Below are 22,642 nucleotides of genomic sequence, written 5' to 3' on the forward strand. Positions count from 1 at the left end.
GATTTCTCAAATAATTTTAGATAGATGAAAAATGAAAATCCAAAAATTAGAATTTGGCGATCGCTCCGAATTTTTGGATTTGAAACTTATTGAATTTTTGCCATAAAACAGTGGAAATATTCGTCAAATTTGAATAATTAATGTGGGCTAAAAACCTAACCCCCCGACCCCCTTCCCTGCAAGGGAAGGGGGGCGGAATATTCTCCCCTCTCCTTGCAGGAGAGGGGTTGGGGGAGAGGTCTTCAACACGATATAATTTCTCAAATAATTTTAGATAGATAAAAAATGAAAATCCAAAAATTAGAATTTGGCGATCGCGCACAATCTTGGTATCTAAAACCCATTGAATTTTCGCCTAATCTTAACTTGTTAGTTGGTGTTTCTGGTGCGGGAAAAACTCAAATAATTCGTTTAATTTTGTCTCTAAAAGGGATTGCTAATGGTGAATCATTAAATGGAGTGTACTGGAATATAACTTTTCTAACCAAAAATAATATATCATACTATTGGCGGCAAGGATAATTTGAAACTGTGGAAGGATTGAGAAGAAAAGTAAATGATTGGGATGAAGAAGATGAGTTTAAAATCATTTCTGAACATCTTTCTAAAGATGGGCAAGTTATTATTGAAAGAGATTCAGAAAAAATTATATTTGAAGGTAACCAACTTCCCAAATTATCACCATTTGAAAGTATTGTAAAATTACTGAACCAAGAAGAAAAGATTAGCCCTCTAAAAGAAGAGTTTAATAAAATCATACTCACAAGTCCAGAAAAAGATTTTGAAATAATTTGGAAAACATCTACTTCTATATTAGAAAGATTTCAAGTTGACTCCCCAAACGATCTTAAAGACACCGATCTTCCTATTTTTATGAAATTCCCTTTAGCTTATGGATGTTTACCAGAAATTTTTAACAAAATCAAAGATATATTTATGGAAATATTTGATACAGTAGAAGACATTAAAGTAGAATTTGCACCTACCGATCATGAAATTCCTGAGCCATTCAGTTATATTACGAAAGAAACCACCATTTCTTTTAAAGAAAAAGGAGTTTTTGATTGGATTTCACAAAAAGCTATTTCTTCAGGAATGCTCAAAACATTAATGTACATCAGCGAATTATATTTATCTCCAGAAGGGAGCGTAATATTAATTGATGAATTTGAAAATAGTTTAGGAGTAAATTGTATTGATAGTGTCACAGATTTAATCTTAGAAAATCCTAGACTACAATTTATTATTACTAGCCACCATCCATACATCATCAATAATATCGGAAATAAATATTGGAAAATTGTCACTCGCCAAGGCAATATAGTAAAAGTAAAACAACCTGAAGAACTAGGAATTTCCCAATCTAGACATCAAGGTTTTATCGACCTAATTAATATCCTTGAAGAATCTCCTGAAGAGGTAGAAGCAGAATGAATATTTATTTCCTTTTAGAAGGCAGAAGCACAGAGAAAAAAAATTATGAATCTTGGCTGAAACATCTTCTACCCGAACTAACTAAAGTAAAATTTTATCATCAAGTTAATCGCAATAATTACTGTTTAGTTAGTGCTAGTGGTTATCCTTCAATTATTCACGAATATATTCCCGATGCCATTGCAAAAATTCAAGAAACAGACAAATATAATTATCTAGTAATTTGTCTTGATGCTGAGGAAGAAACAGTCGCAAGCAAAAGACAAGAAATTGAAAATTTTATTGTCGAAAACGACCTGCGGTTAAAATTAGGAAAAGTTAAGCCTATTTCCATTATTCAAAACCGATGTATCGAAACTTGGCTATTAGGTAATAAAAAAATGTTCGACTCCAGACAACCTCTAGAAAAACCTCTTTCAGATTATGCAGAATATTATGATGTATCCCTCAAAGACCCAGAATTCATGGGTAATTATAGTCAAGATTATAATCATGCACAATTTCACTTTTCATATCTCAAAGAAATATTTGTAGCTAAGAATACTCACTATAGTAAAAAAAATCCAAGAGACGCTCAAAGTCAATCCTATTTAGATGAATTAATTAACAGATTTACATCAGAACCAGAACATTTAAAAACCTTTCAATATTTTATAGATTTTTGCCAGATGATTAAAAAAGAATTATCTTTTTCAAATTATACTAATTCTCATCAGGAGTGATATAAAAAATTCGTTTGCTTGAGGGAAAACTTAAATTAATAGCTGATAATTGTGATAATTGATAATAGTCAGGACTTACGCAACGGCACTAATGATAGTGTAAACATCGGGAATATTGACCAAACTATACGCCATATATAGCGGTACTGCGTAAGTCCTGATAGTGTTACTAGACTGACACATATAAAATGGTGCAATAACTGTAGGTTGGGTTGAGGAACGAAACCCAACAACAAACCTAACAACTAACAACAATAGGGTTTTGTTGGGTTTCACTGCGTTCTACCCAACCTGCATTTTTAGGCGTGTCATGGCAGTTACTCTAAAATATGTTTATCTTAGTTATGGTGCAATAAGTGTAGGTTGGGTTGAAGAACGAAACCCAACAACAATAGGGTTTTGTTGGGTTTCACTGCGTTCTACCCAACCTACATTTTTAGGCTTGTCATGCCAGTTACTCTAAAATATGTTTATCTTAGTTTTGTTAATTATTTGGTAGTACACCTAATGCAATTTTCCCCACTTAATCCTTGGATAATTAATATTTCTCTAATTCTCGGTTCCATATTTTTTGCCGAACTAATACGAGACCTTTATCATGTAGTTTCTCATATTTGGTCGCCCCTCTATAAATGGCATGCTTGGCACCATCGCGTTTTCCGTCCAGACCTAACTACTGTCAGTACAGAAATGTATCAAAAAGCTACTTGGTATCACGATATACCAGAATCTGTGGTAATGTTAACCTTTGGTATGCTATTATGGGCTTCATTTTTTGTCTGGATGCCTTCCTATCAAGGGGCAACTCTGGCAGGTGTTACTTATACCTTAACTTTTTCCTTTCCAGCGATCGCTCGTGCCATAGGTATTCCCAATGCTGACCAACTTACAGACCTCAATCATCTTCCCGGTGCATTTTTAACGCCTCCAGCAAACTGGCTTGTAAATCGTCCCTACCATTGGCGACACCACTTTGACAACCAAAATGCCTATTTTTGCGGAACCCTCACCTTAGTAGATAAACTCATGGGTACAGCACTTTCCCTCAAAGGCAAAACAATCGCCGTCACAGGAGCTTCGGGCAGTTTAGGCCAAAGTCTCCTGAAACACCTTCATCAAGCAGGGGCCAAAATTATTGCTTTGACATCCAAAGACCAGACCATTATCTTAGACATAGACGGTCAAAGCTTGGAAGTTAATACCATAACTTGGCAAATAAGTCAAGAAGAAAAATTAGCAGAATTATTTGAAAAAGTAGATATATTAGTCCTAAACCATGGTATTAACGTACATGGAGAAAAGACAGCAGAAGCGATCGCTAAATCCTACGAAATCAACACATTTTCTAGCTGGCGAATGTTAGAAATATTCCTCAAAACTGTCAGAACAAATTCTGATATTGCCTGTAAAGAAGTCTGGGTAAATACCTCTGAAGCTGAAGTTAATCCAGCATTTAGTCCCCTTTACGAACTCACAAAAAGAACCCTTGGAGATTTAGTTACATTACGCAGATTAGATGCTCCTTGTGTAATTAGAAAATTAATATTAGGTCCGTTTAAAAGTAACTTGAATCCCGTCGGAATTATGTCTGCTGACTGGGTAGCAAAACAAATAATAAAATTAGCAAAAGCAGACGTTAGAACAATTATTGTCACAATTAATCCTTTAACTTTTGTGGCAATTCCGATCAAAGAATTTTTCGTTTCTACCTACTTTAAATTATTTACTGCACCCCTACGATAAAATCTTATATCATCTCCGGTTGAATAGTTATAATTAAAGCTTGTAGTTGGGCTTTAGCCCGAACTGTAGATAGGGCTAAAGCCCAACTACAAACAAAAACTTTTTGATCGTTGATTATCCTGACATGATATTACAACCTATTTAGGATTGCTATAGTTTGGGCAGTAGGAGAGATAAAATTATGAACGTATATTATATCACCGGATTTTATGTCATCCAAAAATTTCAATAACTATAACGTTGCAGTTTAGGGTCTGACCCCTCATAGCGTCAAAAAAAATCAGAAAACATTACCATAGGGGTTGGGAAACCAAACCCTCATATAACCACTCTCCCCAAACTCTGCTTTTCTCAGCAAACCCTACTTAAACTCGTTGTTTTTATTATATAAAAAGCTTCTTACTGCCAGAGATAACCCATAAATCCGAACACGGGCAGCATTCACAGAATTAGGATTTTTGGCAGAAAACCCCTCCACAGCACCTAAAGAATTTGGTTGCCTGCCAATATTAAAAGAGAGTTTCTCCGTTTCTGCAAAAGATAGCGCTCTTTCGATTTTCACTGTTGCTAAATCGAGCCAAGGGGAAGTTTCCTCCCTCCAGTCTCGCTCCTGCGTAAAAATTTCAGTTTTATCTCCTTGAATCTCCTCATGCAAACGCAATTGCAGATGAAAAATTACAGGTTGTTTTGCTAATCTTTCAATATATTCCTTGCGGAGATAATCAATAGGTCTTGTCTCCTCCGGAAGCCGTTTTTGCAACCAAGGCTTTTCCAGATCGCTTCCCAATATAACCCCAGAATCTACTCCCCGATCTTCGGGAATTAAGCGATACTTAACATATCTGAGTTTTCCATCTTTTGCTTTAAAGTAATTTACCAACTTCGAGTAATAATACATCTGACTAAAAGAGTCAGGGGCACGTCGCAGGGTTTCGGCAAAAATTTCTTTAAAGATAGGTTCTCTTTGACAATAAGCCTCAAGTCCCTTAGAACTAACGGGTTCGTCATCTCCCCGATCGCTTATCGATGCCAAAGTAAAATTCCAAAATTCAATGATATCTCGAAATGTGCGCGGTCCCGTATTCATAATGATATCGAGTGGACTCTTCTCTGGTCGATCGCTGAGTTTGAGAGAAGCACTGCGAAGATCCATTGCTGCATCATCCTCAAATGTCACCGCACCATGGCGAATTTGTAGGGGAAAAACTTTTCCTGGTTCCCAAAACTCATGTTCTGGAAATTCCGGGCGATCGACCACTTTCAAAGTTCCAGCACCACCCACACCATATTTATGAGTTGCACGTCCTTTATTTGTAAATGCTGCCAACATAAAAAGTAACGAGGCACCAATTAAGTAAAAACAGAACAGAATACTGTCCCAAATTTTTTTCATCAATCTCTCCATTCTGAAAAATATATTGGCGCTTTCTTCTAAATTAGACATCTCCGATAATCAAAAATCAAATCAATTATCGTACATAAATCATCAATTATTTCCCCCTACTCCCTACTCCCTACTCCCTCTTTTCCAGAGAGGTCTAAATATTGATACTCATCATAATCCATTCTAGAGGAATTCCCGGTTCGATGCGATCGCGATATTCCCAAAGTAGTTTTTTCAGAGGAAGAGGAGCAAATTCAATGGCAGGATTATAATGAACATTTGCTAAAGTCCACATTAACTTAACTTGAGCATTATGTCGTTTTTCAACCTTTTTAGCATCATAGTTAGGATCGTCTTCATCCCACAACCCGATCGCCGCATATTCAATATCTCCACCATCTTCATATTGTTTATTATTCACCCAAGAGTGGAAAAAAGTACAGTGGTAGAGAATATAAACGCAAAGCTGTTGCAAATCTTTTTGGTCGTTAATTGCTAATTTTTCCTTGGGCTGGAAAATTGAATGAGCGACTAAATCTTTAGACATATCCTCAATTTCATGCCAATAGGTTTGAATTTCCTGCTGATTATTAACGAAAAATTCCGAAACATATTTTTCTAGTAACTCCCACATAGCAAGGGCAGCGGGATCGAAATAATTATTATCAATCGGATCGGGGAGAGCCTGTCTTGCTGGAGACCAGTGATAATTCAAAATAGCGATTTCTTCTGCGAGAATCCCGTCCACGCTGTTTGAATCCAAAGCAGAGGCTTCCGGGATAAAGCCACTATTCCCAATAATCAGGGATGCCCCTTTCTTGTCGATACTAATTAAGCCTTCAAAGTGAGGCCATAGTAACTCCCGAATAGGACTCTTGATAACATTCCGATAAAATGCCATTGCATATTGATCCATATTCATGTGAGTCCGTCCCAAATGGGACTGAATTTCCTGAAAGACGTATTCAGCACTGCGAAAATAATATTTTGCATCTTCCCAGTATTGGCCATCTGTGGGAAAACAATTAATAACTTGCTCTTTCCAGGAATATTCTATAGAGTGAACGTGGAGAGAACGGTCGCGCAGGATAAAACGAGCTTCACTATATTCAGGGAGTATTCCTCCGGGTTCGACTTGATAGCGTCCGGTATTGTAGCGAACGGCATATTGCCATTCCTGCTCTGCAACACGCTTCAATTTTCCCGGATTAAATCCATTTAAACGCCGTTCCACAAAATATTCATCGCTGAACTTATCAGGACGCAGCCGACTTAAGTTAGCAGGCATCCAAGTCTGCAAGGAGGAACCTATCATGCTGCGGAAGCCAAACTTTTTGGCTAATCCTGAAAAGGCCCAGTTAAATAGAGGAATTAAAGGCAAGGTGGGGAAAATTTGCAAGCCAAGATGAGCTTCATATCTGGGGGTGGGTTCAACTTCTTCAGGTAAGGGACTATTGACATCAAATCTGGCAAAGTCCTTTCCTGGGGTACCGTAGTATTTAAACCTTACTTTGGGATTACTCGATGATTGGTTCATGGTTAATTAGTTATTCTTTCTGGTAGTTCAAAAATTATCACGATCGAGAATGTTACAATTATTACCTACTATACTCTTACCTAGTTTATCTTTCTTATTTCTTTAACTTTATAATTAGGGCTTACCGATCAAATGTAAAACCATTGACAGATAAAGGTTTTAGCATTTTTAGGTCTGGAAAAAGTACCTGGTTTTCAGCTCTTGATGCTCAAAAAGTTAGCATTTCTGACCCATAGTTGGGCAAAAAATTACCGGAATAATTAATAATTAAACAATTAAATAATTAGATAATTCAGCTTTGTTAGCCTCCCCAATAAAGGGGAAAAAAAATAAATATTTATTATTTTAGTCAATCCTCTCCCTAAAAGGAGAGATAATTATCCATTATCCATTAATGAATCCCCTACTCCCCCGCTCCTTAAAAAGACTTTTTCAGCAAACCCTAAATATCATCAACCTCATCATCCATCTGAAATAAAATTTTCTCCATCTCAACATTCGACTCCTCAATTTCCATTTCTATCGAATCATAAGTTGGTTGAATTACAAAAGGTAAATTTGCTCCCATCAATCCTCTTTTAATTCTTTCTGGAGTTTCGGAAAATAAAACAAATAAAGGATAAATTTCCTCCGCCTCTTGAGAATAAATATGTTTATAACCTTGAGGCATTACCCACTCATATTCCCGATCTAATAAAACCTGAGTTTCTCGCCAACGACTAAGTAGATCGGAAAAATCTTCCTGGGGTCTATAAATAAAAACAAAAATTTCTACCCCAGTCTTAACCTTCCATTCCGGGTCACACATAAAAATCCCTAAATCACAGGGTAGAGGAACAGTTTTCCCAGATTCATCACCCTTTTCCCGTAACCGAATAATTGGCAAAGGAATAGTAATTAAACTATCTTCTGGCCGACGTAAACTTGGCACCATTTCCAAATACAATCTATATTGTTTAAGTAGTGCAATTGCAGCCCTTGAGTTACTATATTCTGCTAGCAAAGCTTCATAATCTGACTTTTTTACAACCATAATAATTTTAGTATTCTATTATATTTAACTTAAAATAAGGAAAAAGCAATCGGGAATAATGTCAATTTCAATTTGAATTCAGATTGAAAACAAAGAATTAAAAAATTAGATCTATCTTACAGTTTTCTGAAATCATAAAAATCCCAGAAAAAGATTCATTTATTACTTTTTCTAGTAGTTTATTTAGGGCTGAATGAATAAGTTTTTAACCTGAATTCATCAAAATATTAAGAACAATTATTTACCACTCAAGTGTAAGTTAAGAACTTATATGAAATCCAGTTATATAATATACGAAAAAGTCTGTCTAATTAATAGTGAAAAAGCTATCCTCACTCTTGAAGAATGCCTAATCTCTTGATTCCCTAATACCCCATTTCCCTACTATTTTTTAATAATATAGAAATTCCCATACTGGTGAAGTACAAAATTTTAGGTTTAAGGGAAAACTTAACTGGGAACGGGGAGCAGGAAACAGGGAATAAAAAGATAAAAAGATAACTGTACCTCACAATCTTGGGAAACGCTATAAGTATTCAATGGGATATTAGATGAACCCTTCAAAACTAATGTACAAGTTGAACTCTTATGGTGAAAAGTTTCACTTAACTTAAACCTCAAAAACACTTTTGCCTGTTCCTTTAAAGAACCAAAAACTTTTTCAGCAGACCCTATTTAAACTTAAGATTTTGGGAGATATTCAGTCAATAAGTCTCATAAAAAAACATTAAATTAAATCTCCCACCTAATATCATGTCTGCTTAATTAGTTATAAAAAAACTTTCTCCTCCTTTTTCTCCCGATCTATTTTTTTTCCTCCTCTGCTCCCTCCTGACTCCTGACTTGGTCCTCCTAACTCCTAACTCCTGACTCGGTCCTCCTAACTATAGATTTTCAAACACAGCAAACATAGGCAAATACATAGACATCAAAATCGAACCAACCATACCTCCAATACCTACAATCATTAGCGGTTCCAACATACTTGAGAGAGACTTCACAGCTTCCTCGACCTCAGTCTCATAAAAAGCTCCCACCTTCATTAACATCCCATCCAATTCACCAGTTTCCTCACCAATAGCCATCATTTGAATCGCCAGAGAAGGGAAAACGTTCTTTTCCTGTAAAGCCAAACTAATCATACCCCCACTTTGAATTTCCTGTCTTGCATACTCAATAGACTGAGCGATCGCCTCATTCCCTGCTACATTTCTTACAATTTCTAGAGCTTTTAACATTGGCACCCCAGAACGAGTCAAAGTACCAAAAATCATACAAAAACGAGCTACCGCCGACTTCTCAAGAATATCCCCAAAAATAGGCAGCTTGAGGAAAATTTTGTCAAAAAACAGCCTACCTGCATCTGTTTTATAAGCCGTTGAATAGGCAATATAAATAGCAATAATTACTCCTATTGTTGTTACTTGGGGAATAGGAGGCCAAGTCCTACAAAACTCACTTATACTTAACATAAACACAGTAAAAGCTGGCAACTCTGTACCAATTTGCTCAAAAATACCAGCAAAAGTTGGTAACAGAAAAGTTGTCATACCAAAAAACACTGCCAGAGCAATAAACATAACAGTTTTTGGATAAGACATAGCCGAATTAATTTCACTAATTGTCTTAGCATTTTTCTCCAACATAACTGCCAAACGTTCCAGCACTTCATCAAGTACACCACCCACCTCTCCAGCAGCTACCATACTCAAAAATAATTGATCGAAAATCGCAGGATGTTTTCTCATTGCCTCTGACAACTCTGTTCCTTCTTCAACCTCAGCACTAATCATTTTCATCGCATATTTAATCTTGGCATTAGAAGTTTGGTCTTTTAAAACTTTAAGACACCTAACCATCGGCACACCAGCATTAAACATTGCAGCAAACTGACGGGCAAAAATAGATAAATCTTTCACTGTCACCGATGCTAGGGCAACATTTATTTGTTCTTCTATTATCTCTAACCGTTTTTCTAAGCTACTTTGAGGTTTTTTATTAGCTATATTACCAGCCATTTTTTTTCTTCCTTGTATTATTTATTAAGGTGTTAAGTTTGAAGTTTTTGGTATTAGGAATTAAATTTTTAACTCAAGGTTTTAAGTTTAAAAAAACTGTTAATTAAGTAGACAAAATTATTTGTGTATTTGCTGTCTATTTACTAATAGACTATATTCCCTTTATTAAAATAATTGTCTCTAAAACCAGACTTTTGAAGAGGAAATGTTTTTGGAGGGTTATTCACAATTCCCCTGACAAAAAAACTTATGACTTCATTAACAGTTGCCTACCTCAACTAAAATATTAAATTAATTCTGTCGAGGTACTTATACCAATTCACTTTAAAGATGTCACAAATAGTTTCCAACTTTAAAATGTAAAGTAATTTCAGGAAATTACTCTGTCGTCAAAATATTGATTCTATAAAATATTACCTTTGACTTTTGACTGTCAGATGTGCATCTTACATTCTGTTCGCGGAGCGTTTCCGCAGGAAATGGAGACCTCAAAATTACGCACTTGATGCATGACTTCCGTAAAACAGTATTAGGTGTCAGGTTTTAAGTAGCTGAGGAAAACCTGGTTAGCTAAAACCTAAAACCTACCACTTATAACCTTTTTAACGAGCCTTAGTCTTAGTTTTTTCCTTAGGCTCTGGACCAATTAAAGCTTCCAATTCATCCGGTTTAACTGCCTTAGCCATAACATTAGCCCAGGTAGCCTTTCCTTCCTTATATAACTTAGCCAGAGCCATTTCCATAGTCTGCATTCCCAACTTAGCTCCCATTTGAATTTGAGAATAAAGTTGAGAATTTTTCGACTCTCGAATCAAGTTAGCGATCGCCGGAGTATTAATCAAAATTTCCTGAGCAGCACAGCGACCGCCACCAATTTTTTTCACCAAGTTTTGACTACAAATACAAACAATAGAGTTAGCCAACTGTGACCTAATTTGAGGTTGTTGTTCTGGTGGGAAAACATCCAACATCCGGTCTACTGTACCAGGAGCGCTATTGGTATGAAGTGTCCCAAATACCAAGTGACCTGTTTCTGCTGCACTAGAAGCCAAAGAAATAGTTTCTAAATCCCTCATTTCCCCAACTAGAATAATATCTGGGTCTTGACGAAGTGCTCCTTTGAGAGCATTAGAAAAACTTTTAGTATCTTCTCCTTTTTGCCGTTGGTGAAACAAACTTTTCTCATTGGGGAACACATATTCAATGGGGTCTTCCACAGTCAGAATATGTTCACAGCGGGTACGATTAATTAAATCTAGCAAAGCCGCCATAGTAGTTGTTTTTCCAGAACCAGTTTGCCCAGTCACCAGAAACAGTCCCCTAGGTCGCTCAGTCAACTCCCGTAAAATCATTGGCACCCCAAGCTTATCAGCATTAGGAATTTGGGAAGCCAGCGCTCGCATACAAGCTGCCCAACTACCCCGTTCCCGATAAACATTCAGACGGAAACGAGCCAACCCCTTTACCCCATAAGCACTGTCAAGCTCCCAGTTTTGCTCCAAATTCTTACGCTGCATATTATTCAGCATCTGGAAAATCAAATTTTGTACTTCTAAAGGCTCTAGATTTTCCCCAAACTGAGGTTGAGCAGTCAACTGTCCACTGATACGGAAGAAAATAGGTGCTCTGGCTTGAATATGAACATCAGATCCCCCTTGTTCGACAAGAGACTCCAAAACATCCTCAATCATAAAAGACATAAATTCAATCTCCCTTTTTACTTAGTTTTAACGACATTGGCAACTTAACTTGAGGTGTATAATAGGTAAGGCTTGGTTGAATTAAACAGACAGAAGAAAAAAATAAGGTGTTGCTGAAGTTAAGGTATGAAATTCCTAATATAATGTTATTTTCAGACCTATTTCCCCTCGTTCCTAGCCCGGAAAAAGCTACTTTCTAACTCCTGATGACTGACTCCTGACTCCTGTAAAATCATACTTTTATTCACCAACCCGCCACTCTTACTCAAAGCGGGGTGTCATACAATAAGGACAATCTAACCACTCTGCCTGCAATTCAGCATTGCAAGACTTACATATTAGATTTTGTTTAGCCAAGCGTTTCATTTCTGCCTCCAGACCAGAATCAGTAAACGTTACCCGTTCCACCTCCTCAAAAGTTGTATGACCTTCTCGCACCAAATTCAGACTATATTGCAACAGAGGCTTCATCCCCTCCTCTACTGCAACTTCTTTAATCTGTTCCGTTGGTGCTCTTTGAGTAATTAAAGTTTGTAACCGCTCCGTAATTTTCATAAACTCATAAACACCCACACGACCTTTATAACCAATACCATTACACTTCCTACATAACTCTCCCCTTTCTGCTAAACTTTCCCGTTCCTCAACTGGTATAGTATTTGCCCTATAGTATGTAAAATCTTCCTCCTGAGAAGGAACCAAACCATAACGACGAAACTCATCAGGTTCAGGCTTATATTCTATTCGACATTGACTGCAAACTCGACGCATCAGACGTTGTGCCACCACACCCAACAAAGCAGCAGAAACCATAAAAGATTCCACTCCCATTTCATCAAGACGAGCGATCGCTCCGGCAGCATCATTAGTATGTAGGGTTGTCAAAACCAAGTGTCCGGTTAACGCAGCTTCAATTGCCGTTTTTGCCGTTTCCTTATCTCGCGTTTCCCCCACCAGCAAAACATCCGGGTCTTGTCGTAGAAACGCCCGCAGGATACTAGCAAAAGTCAAATCCTTTTCCCTGATCACCTGACATTGAGTAATTCCCGGCAAAGCATATTCAATCGGGTCTTCTGCCGTACTAATATTAATCCCTGGGTCATTTCGTTCTGCCAAAATCGAATATAGAGAAGTAGACTTACCAGAACCAGTTGGTCCTGTCACTAGAATTAATCCAAATGGACGACCAGCAGTTTCCCTAACCAGTCCCAAAGTTTCCTGGTCTGTGATTAACTTATCCAACCCCAGTTGGGTACTAGAGCTATCTAAAATCCGCAAAACTATTTTTTCACCATAGCGACTAGGTAAACTATTTACTCGGAAGTCAATAGTACGCCCCTTAAAGACCTTACGGATACGACCGTCTTGAGCTTGTCGTCTTTCAGCGATGTCTAGATTGGCTATAATTTTGAAGCGGGACGTAATAGCAGGAATAACTTTTTTCGGAAACCGAAAATACTCTTGTAAAACCCCATCTTTACGCATCCGAATTTGAATAAATTCTTCTTGGGGTTCTACATGAATATCAGATACTCCCTCAGTCAGTGCTTTAACTAAAATAACGTTAACAGCCTTAATAACAGGAGCATCTTCGGCTTCAGAGAGGCTTTTTGCTATATCCTCTACCCCCGTCTCATCTGCTGCATCCTCCAAATCAGCACTCTCAAAAAAGCCTGATTCCAACTCTAACTCTTTTTGTTCTGCCTTTTTGGCAGCAGCAGCATCTTTCTTGGTTTGCTCCTCTAAGTAATAGTTGATTAAATCTTGATAATCTTCTTGAGTAATGACCAAGCGTTGCAAAATTAATCCACGATGCCTCAAGATATTTTTTAGCTCATCCAAAGCTTGAAGATTATCAGGGTTAACCATTGCCACCATCACAAAAGGTTGCTGTTTTTCATAATCACTCACCAGATTTGATGGCAGGGGATCTCCAGCAAACTTTTCTAAGTTATCAATTAATTTACCCTGTGAGCTGCTGCTTTGAGCTAAAGCCTTCAGCATTTGCTGTTGACTCATACTCCCCGTCTGGACAGCCTGATTTGCCAGATGAGTTTCGTGACTAAATAATGGTATTATCTGATTCCGACGACAAGTTTCAATTGGAATTACCTTGTCAATTAAATAACATACCTGTTGTGCTGGAATTTGAGTAATCTCTGGGTCAAAAGCAGCTACACCATGGAGAATCATTAACTCAAATAGCTGTTGCTTTTTATAATGCCTGAGTAATTCCGGGGGTAAACGTTGTCCTGTTAGAGCTTCCAGTAGCTCTGTCAGTGATTTACCCGTTTTACGGCTTTCAACTTGGCATTTTTGGAACTGTTCGATGTTGACATAGCCAGCTTGAACCAGTTTATTCCCGAAGGGAGAGAGATGACTGAGGGCAACTATAGCGGTGCGCGAATTGCGTGAAGAGCTTTGGGCCATGGCTGATAAAAAATTTCTCCTTAATCTAAGTATTCCCTAAGTTTTTGAGAAAATTTACACTTGCTTAATAACTTGTTAACTTTATTTACTCCTTAAATGTTTGTTTGCACTTTCCTGATTTAATTTTTTATGTACTCCAGTCTTTCACTAGCTTTTTTACCTTCAATAAGGATATTCTACCTTCTAAATCTCAATCGCAAATGAAACAATTAGGCCAGCAAATACCAGACTACTGTAACAATTTTAGCAATCATAGAAAAACTTTTCCCATCTTTCGATATAGTAGGTACAATTAGCTATCACTAACAAAAATCTAGACCAGGAAAATGTTTTGCTCGATCCTGCCATGATTCGGTATAATGTAAGGCTTTAGCCTAAGGTGCAATATTTGCCAACAACATAAGGCCATCTAAAATTACGTGCAGGGGACTTCCACTATAGCCTTTGGGGTTAGCGGTGATGGGAATGGGCGTCCTCCAAGAATATTGACAAGTTGATGTGGTTCCGCTAAGATAACTTGATCAGAGTGTATTAATCAAATGTTGTTGACTCAAGCTGAATAAATATGAAAAAAGTGTATTGACTTCTTTGTGTCACTTGTCCAAAAACTTATTTAATGTTGGATTGTACACAGTTCGTCAATATTTTTTTCAAGAGAATCAATATCTCTCTTACCGAAAAATTGGGGTATGCGCCTTGACCTTACTTGACCTTAAGCGGGCAACTTTTTGGTTGATTAAATAGAAGGACATAAGGTATAGTATTGTTGTCGTGGGTGGGCAAGGAGAGACATTAAACGGACGGGTAGGGAAGTTTCACCCACCCCCATCCCCTCGCGGGAGGGGAGTAAGAGGGGTGGGTGCAGCACCCGATGAAGCGTCAACTCTGAGCTACGGCTCGGTATGAATTTCCCTGCCTAACCGCCGGAGAGGATGTCAATTGTGCAAAGAGAATGAAAATTATCAACTCTTGGCAACTGATTGTGGTCAAAAAAAACACTTAAATGTGTAGATAAATGCTTTAAAGCATTCTTGTTGGGGAGACCCCAAGACCGCACTGCCTCAACTTTGTTCAAATTCCGATATTTACCCTTCGTGGCAAGCTGAAAAGCCTCTCTCTGTGAACGATATGGGTTGAACTACGTTCACCAGGAAGAATCCTAAAAATCTATTTATTGCATCTGGTCTTGACCGCGATCGAATAACTGTTTACAATGCTGATAATCCCGTCAAAAAAAGCTTCTCTGGTAGACGAGTCAATCGCGGATTATATCAGACAAAAGATGGTCATTTAATTAATGCGGATGCAAATGGAAGTTTTGGAATCGGGTTAAAAAGTAAGCACCAACTCAGTTTTGAGCGAGTGTCTAGGGTCTGTTTGACGTAGCCTGTAAGGGTTAATATCCTTCAAGAATCACCCTCTATAAGCGATATTAGGATCTTAGTGGTGGGAATACGTCAAAGAGTTAGGAATAACTATGTATTATGATTTATTTTTTAATTTATTTTTGAGAACCCAGAAACTAATAGTTTATTAGTTCAAGAAATTATGATTGTTATGATTTAAAAATTATAGATAGATAGAAACAGGAATGATTTGTTTGGTAATTTTTAGCAAATCTGAGAATGGATTAAAGATATCTTGCTAAACAATTAAATCCCATAATATTGCTTAACCTAATTTGCTAACAAGAGCTTATTAGTGCTTCAAGCCTTAATAATTTCAACAATTTAAAAGCTATTAAAATAGCCATAGTTAACATAAACTAAGATTAACACTGTTAGATCTTCAGTGTTTTTGTATTGCTTCTTGATTGTGATATGATCAATCAGGGTAAAAAAGCAAGACAAAAAGCAGTAATAGCCTTAAGTATTAGGAGAGAATAAAATGGCAGGAGAGATCCCCTCTACAGAAACAAAAAATCAAGAAATAAATGAAAATATTCAAGATGTTCAAGCTGCTGTTGAGCCGAATCTAGACTTAGATTCATCTCCAAAAGTTGAGAATAACAAAGAAGTCTCTGAAGATAATGCCTCACAAGAGACAGAGCCGCATAATTTTGAGCCAATGTCACAAGAAATAGTCCTGTTGAAAGAGGCTTATGAATCCTTACAAACTCAGTTAGAAACTACCCAATTTCAACTAGAAGAAAAAGACAGTCAATACAAAAGACTAGGAGCAGACTTTGACAACTTCCGTAAACGGACAGAAAAGGAAAAGGAAGAGTTGGATACACAAGTCAAGTGTTCCACAATTATTGAAATCTTACCAGTAATTGACAACTTTGAGCGTGCTCGCTCCCAAATTAAACCAGCAAATGATGGAGAAATGACTATCCATAAAAGCTATCAGAGTGTCTATAAGCAAATGGTAGAGTCTTTGAAAAAGTTAGGAGTTTCTCCTATGCGCCCAGAAGGTCAAGAGTTTGACCCTAATCTACATGAGGCAGTAATGCGAGAGGCAACTACAGAGCATCCAGAAGGAACTGTAATAGAAGAGTTTGTCAGAGGTTATATTCTAGGCGATCGTGTACTCCGACACGCTATGGTAAAAGTAGCAACAGCACCAGAACCGACAGATTCTGAAGTAGAAAATCAAACCGATCCAGAAAGTTAATACTGGTTAGTTATTTTTGATTGAATTATCCTGCTTTTAAGTTGTATTCAGACATATCCAAAATCAGCCACAAGACAAACACAGATACTATAACTTCAATCCAATTGTCGGAATTTAACTAAGATTTTTTCTGGATGCAACTTAAACAAATCAAACTAATGATTTTGGGGGAGAATTAAAATTTACTAGAAATTGGAAAAAAGTATATTATGAGTTGCAAAATTAGCTAATTTTTTTACAGCGTTGAAGAAAAATATACTTGATTAAGATATAAAAAAAAGCGTAATTAACAAAGTAAGAAAAAAGCTAGATTTTTGTTGCTTTTAAAGCCTGAGCAAAAGCCAGAAGCTTGAAAGCTTCATTCTAATAAAAATAAAGATTTTTGACTATAAGAACGCCGAAGCACTATGGGAAAAGTCATTGGCATCGATTTAGGGACAACTAATAGTTGTGTGGCCGTTTTAGAAGGGGGGAAAGCTGTTGTAATTTCCAACTCAGAAGGTGGACGTACAACACCCAGTATTGTCGGATTTGGTAAAGGAAATGAACGTTTAATTGGTCAACTAGGAAAGCGACAATCAGTAACCAATGCAGTAAATACAGTTTATAGCATTAAAAGATTTATCGGGAGAAGATGGGACGATACCGAAGAAGAACGCTCCCAAGTTCCCTATACCAGTATTCAGGGTAAAGATAATACTGTAAATGTCCAGATTAGGGGAAAAAATTATACTCCTCAAGAAATTTCAGCTATGATTCTGCAAAAAATGAAGCAGGATGCTGAAAAATATCTAGGTGATTCTGTTACTAAAGCTGTAATTACAGTACCAGCCTATTTTACAGATGCGCAGAGACAAGCAACTAAAGACGCAGGAACTATTGCTGGTCTAGAAGTGCTAAGAATTATCAATGAACCAACTGCCGCTTCATTATCATACGGCATAGATAAGCAGGACAAAGATCATACTATCTTAGTCTTTGACTTAGGTGGGGGAACTTTTGATGTTTCTATCTTACAGTTAGGAGATGGAATCTTTGAAGTTAAGGCTACTTCTGGCAACAATCATCTAGGAGGAGATGATTTTGATAATTGTATAGTCCGTTGGTTAGTAGAGCAGTTCAGAGATCGGGAAGGGACAGATTTATCTCCAGATAAAATGGCAATACAAAGAGTGCGAGAAGCAGCAGAAAAAGCCAAAATAGAACTATCTTCTGCCCAGACTACAAATATCAATTTACCATTTATTACAGCTAACGAAGCAGGGCCAAAACATTTGGAGACCCAGCTAACTCGTGCTCAATTTGAAAAATTGGTGCAACCTTTGGTTAAAAGTACGATTCAACCAGTAGAACAAGCTCTCAAGGATGCTGGGATGAAGCCAGAAAATATAGACAGGATTATTCTTGTGGGAGGATCTACTAGAATACCAGCAGTTCAAGCAGCAATAGGTAATTATTTTAATGGTAAAGCTTCTGATACTTCCGTGAACCCAGATGAAGCTGTGGCTTTGGGGGCAGCTATTCAAGCTGGTATTTTAGGCGGTGAAGTTAAAGACCTTTTGTTATTAGATGTGATTCCTCTGTCCTTGGGGTTAGAAACTTTGGGAGGAATATATACTAAGGTGATTGAGAGAAATACTACAATTCCTACCAGTCGCTCCCAAATGTATTCTACTGCTGTGGATGGACAAACGTCTGTGGAGATTCATGTTCTCCAGGGTGAGCGAGCAATGGTTAAAGATAATAAAAGTCTGGGTAGATTTTTACTGAAAGGAATTCCTCCTGCTCCGAGGGGTATACCACAAATAGAGGTTAATTTTGATATAGATGCTAATGGAATTCTGAAAGTTAAGGCTCTAGATCAAGGAACGGGTAGAGAACAAAGTATTGAAATTAGTAATACAGGTGGTCTGAGTGAAGCAGAAATTCAACGAATGCAGCAAGAAGCAGAAGTTTATGCAGAACAAGACAGTCAACAAAAACTATTAGCAGAATTGAGAAATCAGGCAGATACTCTTTTATATAACTATGAAGCAACTATTAAAGAACATGGTGATGTTATTGATGAAGAGTTAGTAACAGAAGTTGGTAATAGTTATGAGGAGTTGAAACAAGTTTTGATTAATTCTGAAACTGAAGTTAATTACGATCAACTAAATCAGCAGATTGAAGTATTTAGGCAACAGCTTTTTGCTTTAGGTGAAACTTTATATGAACAAGGGGGAAGTGAAAAGCTGAAGTTACCAGAAGAAGATAAAAGTTCTAAGATACTTCAGGATTCAGAAATTACAGAGCCAGAAACTTCTCAAGAAGTAGAACCAGAAATTCCAGAGTCAGAAACTTTTCAAGAAGTAGAAAGTGAGATATTTGTTGATACTAACTCAACTACAAATGACCATGTAAATTCAACCAAGATTCAGGACAAAACTGAAGATCCTGAGAATGAATTTGGTAAAAATCCCTTTCTATAGATATATATAAAGAGGGAGTAGGGAGTAGAGGGAAATAGGGGAAAAACTTACGGATAATTGTTCCGATATAGATATGGCTCACTGATTAACTATCAAAGCATTAACAGATAAAGGTTTTAGTTTTTTTATGTCGAAAAAAGTGGAAGCTTTTCAGCCCAGAACGCTTGAAAAGTCAAAATTTTGGGCAGGCAATATTTAATTTTCCCACACTTCCCACACTCCTGACCCCTACCCTTAGCCATAAGACTTTTTCAGTAAACCCTATGTAGATTTATCATAAGTCTGTGCTAAACTGGTAGAAGGCGATAATTAATGGATGGCAAAATTAAAACCAGATATAAATATCGCCAAATAAAAATATAAAATCACAAAGTAGACTTATTAACATTATTAATTCTAGGCAAATAGCTCTATGGCCCGCGATTATTACGAAATTCTAGGTGTTTCTCGTAGTGCAGATAAGGAGGAACTAAAGCGTGCCTACCGCCGCTTGGCTCGTAAGTACCACCCAGATGTGAATAAAGAGCCAGGAGCAGAAGAGCGCTTTAAAGAGATAAACCGAGCTTACGAAATTCTTTCTGACCCAGAAATGAAAGCCCGTTTCGATCGCTTTGGAGAAGCAGGAGTATCAGGAGGAGGAGCATCAGGTTTCTCAACAGACTTTTCAGACAGTTTCGCTGATATATTTGAAAGCTTTTTTAGTGGGTTCTCAGGAGGAGTGGGAACTCAAGGACGTAGGCGTACAGGTCCAGTTAGAGGAGATGACCTACGTTTAGACCTGAATCTGGACTTCCACGAAGCTATATTTGGTGGAGATAAAGAACTGACAATTAAGCATCTGGAAACTTGTGAAACCTGCAACGGTTCAGGGGCTAAACCAGGCACAAGACCTCAAACTTGTTCTACTTGTGGAGGTACGGGTCAAGTTCGCCGGGCGACAAGAACTCCTTTTGGTAGTTTCACTCAAGTATCAGTTTGTCCCTCATGTAACGGTACTGGACAGATAATAGAAGAAAAATGCGTAACTTGTGGAGGTCGTGGGCAGAATGAGGTCTCGAAAAAGATAAAAATTACTATCCCAGGAGGGGTAGACAATGGTACTAGGCTACGAGTATCTAATGAAGGAGATGCGGGTAAGATGGGGGGGCCTCCTGGAGACTTGTATGTTTTCCTGGCTGTCAAACATAACCCAGAGTTTCAAAGAGATGGAATTAATATTCTCTCCCAAATAAAAATTAGCTATTTACAAGCAATTCTAGGTTGTTCCCTGGAAATAAATACAGTTGATGGTAAGTCGGAATTAATAATTCCAGCAGGTACTCAGCCAAATACAATTTTAACTTTGGAAGATAAGGGAGTGCCGAGATTAGGTAATCCGGTAAGTCGTGGAGACCATCTGATAACAATTGAAATTGATATTCCCACAAAAATTACTCCAGAAGAAAGAGAGTTATTAGAAAAATTGGCGAGTATTAAAGGTGAGCGGACTGGAAAAGGAGGTTTAGAAGGATTTCTGGGAAATTTATTTCACCAAAAGTGATTGATATTGGAGATTTTCCTAATTCTCAAAAACTTGTTCTTAGCAGGGGTTTAATAATTAATAATTAATAATTAATAATTACCTCTTATTAAAAAGAAGAGAATTGGTTAAAAGGAAATTTTTTTCTCCCTGAAAGGAGAGGCTTTAAACCTGAATTTTTCAGTAGAAACAGAGGCGTTGTTGAATTACTGTATGATTTTTCTAGATTTTGAATTAGATTTATACATGGAGTACCATCTATATCATAGCTAAGAATTAGCAACGCCAAAACAGAAGCTTAAATATGACCTAAGTATACCTAAATATACTTTCTGTTAAAATTAAATTATGGTAGTATACTTAAGCTAATACCACACAAATAATAAAAAATTGTGGCTTGATTGCATAAAAGTGGTAGAAGCATGATAAAATTAGTATTTATCAAAAAATTTTATTTAAAGATAAAGTATTCCACTGCATAAGGTTTCAGGATATTCGTGCAACAAAGCCAAAAATTGGAGAGAAAATATTTAACTATGGATTCTCAACCTCAAATCCAGGAGGGACAAAAGTCAGATGCTCAAATAGATCTTCGAGGTACTCCCTGCCCAATTAACTTTGTTAAAACAAAACTGTATCTGGAAAAGATGATACCTGGAGAAATTTTAGAAGTGTGGCTAGACCCAGGGGAACCAATAGAGCAAGTACCTGATAGTTTGATTGTGGAAGGTTATCAAATAGAAGAAATAAAAGACCTATCTGAATATTTTGTCCTCAAGGTGCGTTGCCCAGAAATGGTTGCATGAATTGGACTTCAGAAATAGGTGACATATTAGAGGGTGATAATAACTGTTTAGGGACGGTTGTAGCAGTTCAAGCAAATTTTTACCAAGTTAAGATTGAAAAAAATCATAACTTAGTAAAAAATGCAAGAGAAAATTTACCTCAGTTTCTCCTGTGTACCCGTAGATCGCGATTGAAGAAAATTGGCCAAAAAGTAATGGTGGGCGATCGCGTAATTATAGAGCACCCGGACTGGGTGGGTGGACGAGGTGCTATTGCTGAGGTTTTACGGAGAGAAACAGAACTCGATCGCCCTCCTATAGCTAATGCAAATCAGGTTATGTTAATTTTTGCTTTGGCAGAACCAGATTTAGATCCTCTTTCTTTGACGAGATTTTTAGTCAAGGCTGAGTCAACAGGTTTGGAGATATGTTTGTGTTTGAGTAAATGCGATCTTGTAACGGCAACAAAAATGGAGGAATGGCGCAGTAAAATTTCTGAGTGGGGTTATGAACCGTTTTTTATTAGTGTGAAAACGGAAGCAGGTTTGGGAGTAGAAAAGAATAGCTCGAATTCTCTGTGGAAAAAACTGAGGAATAAAATTACTGTAATTTCTGGTCCGTCTGGTGTGGGAAAGTCGAGTTTGATTAATTATTTGATTCCTAATGTGAATTTACGGGTGAGTGCTGTGTCGGGAAAGTTGTCGCGGGGACGACACACTACTCGTCACGTTGAATTGTTTGAGTTGCCTAATGGGGGTTTGTTAGCAGATACACCGGGTTTTAATCAACCACAGTTAGACGGCGAACCTATAGAGTTGGCGTATTTGTTTCCAGAAGCACGAAAGTATTTGGCGCAAGGGAGTTGTCAGTTTAGTGATTGTTTACATCGGGATGAACCTAATTGTGTGGTTAGGGGTGAGTGGGATAGGTATGAATATTATTTGATGTTTTTGGAGGAGGCGATCGCGCGGCAGGAGGTATTGCAGCAAAAACCTGATGCTGAGTCAAACTTGAAGGCGAAAATAAGTTCGGGTGGTAAACAAAAGTTTGAACCTAAGTTAGCTAGTAAAAAATATCGGCGTTCTTCCAGGAAAGTGGAGCATCAGCAGTTACAAGATTTGTGTGAGGAGTTGGATGAATTTTCATAACTGGGAAATAGAAATTCAGCATCGACTACCAGTTTTAGGTGCTTCATAAAATGAATCTACTATTTCTCTATCCGCAATAGTCAAAAATTCAGCATCGACTCC

Annotated in this window: 17 protein-coding genes; 10 read left to right on the forward strand and 7 right to left on the reverse strand. The window is 37.4% G+C overall.

Going from position 1 to position 22,642, the window contains the following annotated elements:
- The first annotated feature begins 285 nt into the window (after nt 1-285).
- From ACP6PM_RS23925 to ACP6PM_RS23935, 3 genes are read left to right on the forward strand one after another with little or no spacing between them, the layout of a single operon-like run.
- On the forward strand, nt 286-522 hold the full coding sequence (locus ACP6PM_RS23925) for a hypothetical protein (RefSeq protein ID WP_426589077.1): 237 nt from the start codon (nt 286-288) through the stop codon (nt 520-522).
- A gap of 9 nt (nt 523-531) precedes the next feature.
- Nucleotides 532-1,434 (forward strand): AAA family ATPase, encoded by a 903-nt coding sequence (locus tag ACP6PM_RS23930; protein ID WP_426589079.1) that lies wholly within the window; start codon nt 532-534, stop codon nt 1,432-1,434.
- Nucleotides 1,431-2,156 carry a hypothetical protein gene (locus tag ACP6PM_RS23935; RefSeq protein ID WP_426589081.1) on the forward strand — a complete coding sequence of 242 codons (726 nt, stop codon included), beginning with the start codon at nt 1,431-1,433 and terminating at the stop codon, nt 2,154-2,156. The genes ACP6PM_RS23930 and ACP6PM_RS23935 overlap by 4 nt, the downstream gene beginning before the upstream one ends.
- Nucleotides 2,157-2,231: 75 nt before the next feature.
- On the opposite strand, the gene ACP6PM_RS23940 is transcribed toward ACP6PM_RS23935, so the two are convergent.
- Nucleotides 2,232-2,432: a hypothetical protein gene (locus ACP6PM_RS23940; protein WP_426589083.1), complete on the reverse strand. Its 201-nt coding sequence runs from the start codon at nt 2,430-2,432 to the stop codon at nt 2,232-2,234.
- Between the two features lie 34 nt (nt 2,433-2,466).
- Here ACP6PM_RS23940 and ACP6PM_RS23945 point away from each other — a divergent pair, with 34 nt between their 5' ends.
- Together ACP6PM_RS23945 and ACP6PM_RS23950 are read left to right on the forward strand one after the other, a co-directional pair.
- Nucleotides 2,467-2,619: a hypothetical protein gene (locus tag ACP6PM_RS23945; RefSeq protein WP_426589085.1), complete on the forward strand. Its 153-nt coding sequence runs from the start codon at nt 2,467-2,469 to the stop codon at nt 2,617-2,619.
- A 44-nt stretch (nt 2,620-2,663) separates the two neighbouring features.
- Entirely contained in the window at nt 2,664-3,899 is a 1,236-nt protein-coding gene (locus ACP6PM_RS23950) for a bifunctional sterol desaturase/short chain dehydrogenase (RefSeq protein WP_426589087.1), read from the forward strand.
- Nucleotides 3,900-4,260: 361 nt separating this feature from the next.
- On the opposite strand, the gene ACP6PM_RS23955 is transcribed toward ACP6PM_RS23950, so the two are convergent.
- From ACP6PM_RS23955 to ACP6PM_RS23980, 6 genes are all read right to left on the reverse strand, one after another.
- Nucleotides 4,261-5,292 (reverse strand): catalase family protein, encoded by a 1,032-nt coding sequence (locus ACP6PM_RS23955; protein ID WP_426589089.1) that lies wholly within the window; start codon nt 5,290-5,292, stop codon nt 4,261-4,263.
- A gap of 145 nt (nt 5,293-5,437) precedes the next feature.
- A complete protein-coding gene (locus tag ACP6PM_RS23960) occupies nt 5,438-6,820 on the reverse strand; it encodes a lipoxygenase family protein (protein WP_426589091.1) in 1,383 nt (460 codons plus the stop codon).
- A 442-nt stretch (nt 6,821-7,262) separates the two neighbouring features.
- The gene (locus tag ACP6PM_RS23965; RefSeq protein ID WP_426589093.1) at nt 7,263-7,853 is read right to left on the reverse strand and encodes a hypothetical protein; all 591 of its coding nucleotides are present in this window, start codon (nt 7,851-7,853) and stop codon (nt 7,263-7,265) included.
- 884 nt (nt 7,854-8,737) lie between these two features.
- The gene (locus tag ACP6PM_RS23970) at nt 8,738-9,871 is read right to left on the reverse strand and encodes a type II secretion system F family protein (RefSeq protein WP_426589095.1); all 1,134 of its coding nucleotides are present in this window, start codon (nt 9,869-9,871) and stop codon (nt 8,738-8,740) included.
- A gap of 602 nt (nt 9,872-10,473) precedes the next feature.
- Entirely contained in the window at nt 10,474-11,571 is a 1,098-nt protein-coding gene (locus ACP6PM_RS23975; protein WP_426589096.1) for a type IV pilus twitching motility protein PilT, read from the reverse strand.
- A 261-nt stretch (nt 11,572-11,832) separates the two neighbouring features.
- Complete coding sequence (locus ACP6PM_RS23980) at nt 11,833-14,001, reverse strand: GspE/PulE family protein (protein ID WP_426589098.1); 2,169 nt, start codon at nt 13,999-14,001, stop codon at nt 11,833-11,835.
- Nucleotides 14,002-15,888: 1,887 nt separating this feature from the next.
- On the opposite strand from ACP6PM_RS23980, the gene grpE reads away from it, so the two are divergent.
- From grpE to rsgA, 5 genes are all read left to right on the forward strand, one after another.
- Nucleotides 15,889-16,617: a nucleotide exchange factor GrpE gene (gene grpE / locus ACP6PM_RS23985; protein WP_426589100.1), complete on the forward strand. Its 729-nt coding sequence runs from the start codon at nt 15,889-15,891 to the stop codon at nt 16,615-16,617.
- Nucleotides 16,618-17,024: 407 nt separating this feature from the next.
- Nucleotides 17,025-19,088 (forward strand): molecular chaperone DnaK, encoded by a 2,064-nt coding sequence (gene dnaK / locus ACP6PM_RS23990; protein WP_426589102.1) that lies wholly within the window; start codon nt 17,025-17,027, stop codon nt 19,086-19,088.
- Between the two features lie 412 nt (nt 19,089-19,500).
- Nucleotides 19,501-20,628 carry a molecular chaperone DnaJ gene (dnaJ, locus tag ACP6PM_RS23995; protein ID WP_426589103.1) on the forward strand — a complete coding sequence of 376 codons (1,128 nt, stop codon included), beginning with the start codon at nt 19,501-19,503 and terminating at the stop codon, nt 20,626-20,628.
- A gap of 515 nt (nt 20,629-21,143) precedes the next feature.
- A complete protein-coding gene (locus ACP6PM_RS24000; protein ID WP_426589105.1) occupies nt 21,144-21,413 on the forward strand; it encodes a sulfurtransferase TusA family protein in 270 nt (89 codons plus the stop codon).
- Nucleotides 21,410-22,540, forward strand: coding sequence for a small ribosomal subunit biogenesis GTPase RsgA (gene rsgA, locus ACP6PM_RS24005; protein ID WP_426589107.1), 1,131 nt, complete (start codon nt 21,410-21,412; stop codon nt 22,538-22,540). Before ACP6PM_RS24000 ends, rsgA begins: the two co-directional genes overlap by 4 nt.
- Nucleotides 22,541-22,642: the final 102 nt, after the last annotated feature.

This window comes from Dapis brunnea BLCC-M229 (genome assembly GCF_050015995.1).
Classification (GTDB): domain Bacteria; phylum Cyanobacteriota; class Cyanobacteriia; order Cyanobacteriales; family Microcoleaceae; genus Trichodesmium.

What these genes read in the sequence shown, in the direction of transcription:
- ACP6PM_RS23925 (WP_426589077.1), top strand. Translation starts at nt 286, where the DNA reads ATGAAAATCCAAAAATTAGAATTTGGCGATCGCGCACAATCTTGGTAT.
- ACP6PM_RS23935 (WP_426589081.1), top strand. Translation starts at nt 1,431, where the DNA reads ATGAATATTTATTTCCTTTTAGAAGGCAGAAGCACAGAGAAAAAAAAT.
- ACP6PM_RS23945 (WP_426589085.1), top strand. Translation starts at nt 2,467, where the DNA reads ATGGCAGTTACTCTAAAATATGTTTATCTTAGTTATGGTGCAATAAGT.
- ACP6PM_RS23950 (WP_426589087.1), top strand. Translation starts at nt 2,664, where the DNA reads ATGCAATTTTCCCCACTTAATCCTTGGATAATTAATATTTCTCTAATT.
- ACP6PM_RS23955 (WP_426589089.1), bottom strand. Translation starts at nt 5,292, where the DNA reads ATGAAAAAAATTTGGGACAGTATTCTGTTCTGTTTTTACTTAATTGGT.
- ACP6PM_RS23960 (WP_426589091.1), bottom strand. Translation starts at nt 6,820, where the DNA reads ATGAACCAATCATCGAGTAATCCCAAAGTAAGGTTTAAATACTACGGT.
- ACP6PM_RS23965 (WP_426589093.1), bottom strand. Translation starts at nt 7,853, where the DNA reads ATGGTTGTAAAAAAGTCAGATTATGAAGCTTTGCTAGCAGAATATAGT.
- ACP6PM_RS23970 (WP_426589095.1), bottom strand. Translation starts at nt 9,871, where the DNA reads ATGGCTGGTAATATAGCTAATAAAAAACCTCAAAGTAGCTTAGAAAAA.
- ACP6PM_RS23975 (WP_426589096.1), bottom strand. Translation starts at nt 11,571, where the DNA reads ATGTCTTTTATGATTGAGGATGTTTTGGAGTCTCTTGTCGAACAAGGG.
- ACP6PM_RS23980 (WP_426589098.1), bottom strand. Translation starts at nt 14,001, where the DNA reads ATGGCCCAAAGCTCTTCACGCAATTCGCGCACCGCTATAGTTGCCCTC.
- grpE (WP_426589100.1), top strand. Translation starts at nt 15,889, where the DNA reads ATGGCAGGAGAGATCCCCTCTACAGAAACAAAAAATCAAGAAATAAAT.
- dnaK (WP_426589102.1), top strand. Translation starts at nt 17,025, where the DNA reads ATGGGAAAAGTCATTGGCATCGATTTAGGGACAACTAATAGTTGTGTG.
- dnaJ (WP_426589103.1), top strand. Translation starts at nt 19,501, where the DNA reads ATGGCCCGCGATTATTACGAAATTCTAGGTGTTTCTCGTAGTGCAGAT.
- ACP6PM_RS24000 (WP_426589105.1), top strand. Translation starts at nt 21,144, where the DNA reads ATGGATTCTCAACCTCAAATCCAGGAGGGACAAAAGTCAGATGCTCAA.
- rsgA (WP_426589107.1), top strand. Translation starts at nt 21,410, where the DNA reads ATGAATTGGACTTCAGAAATAGGTGACATATTAGAGGGTGATAATAAC.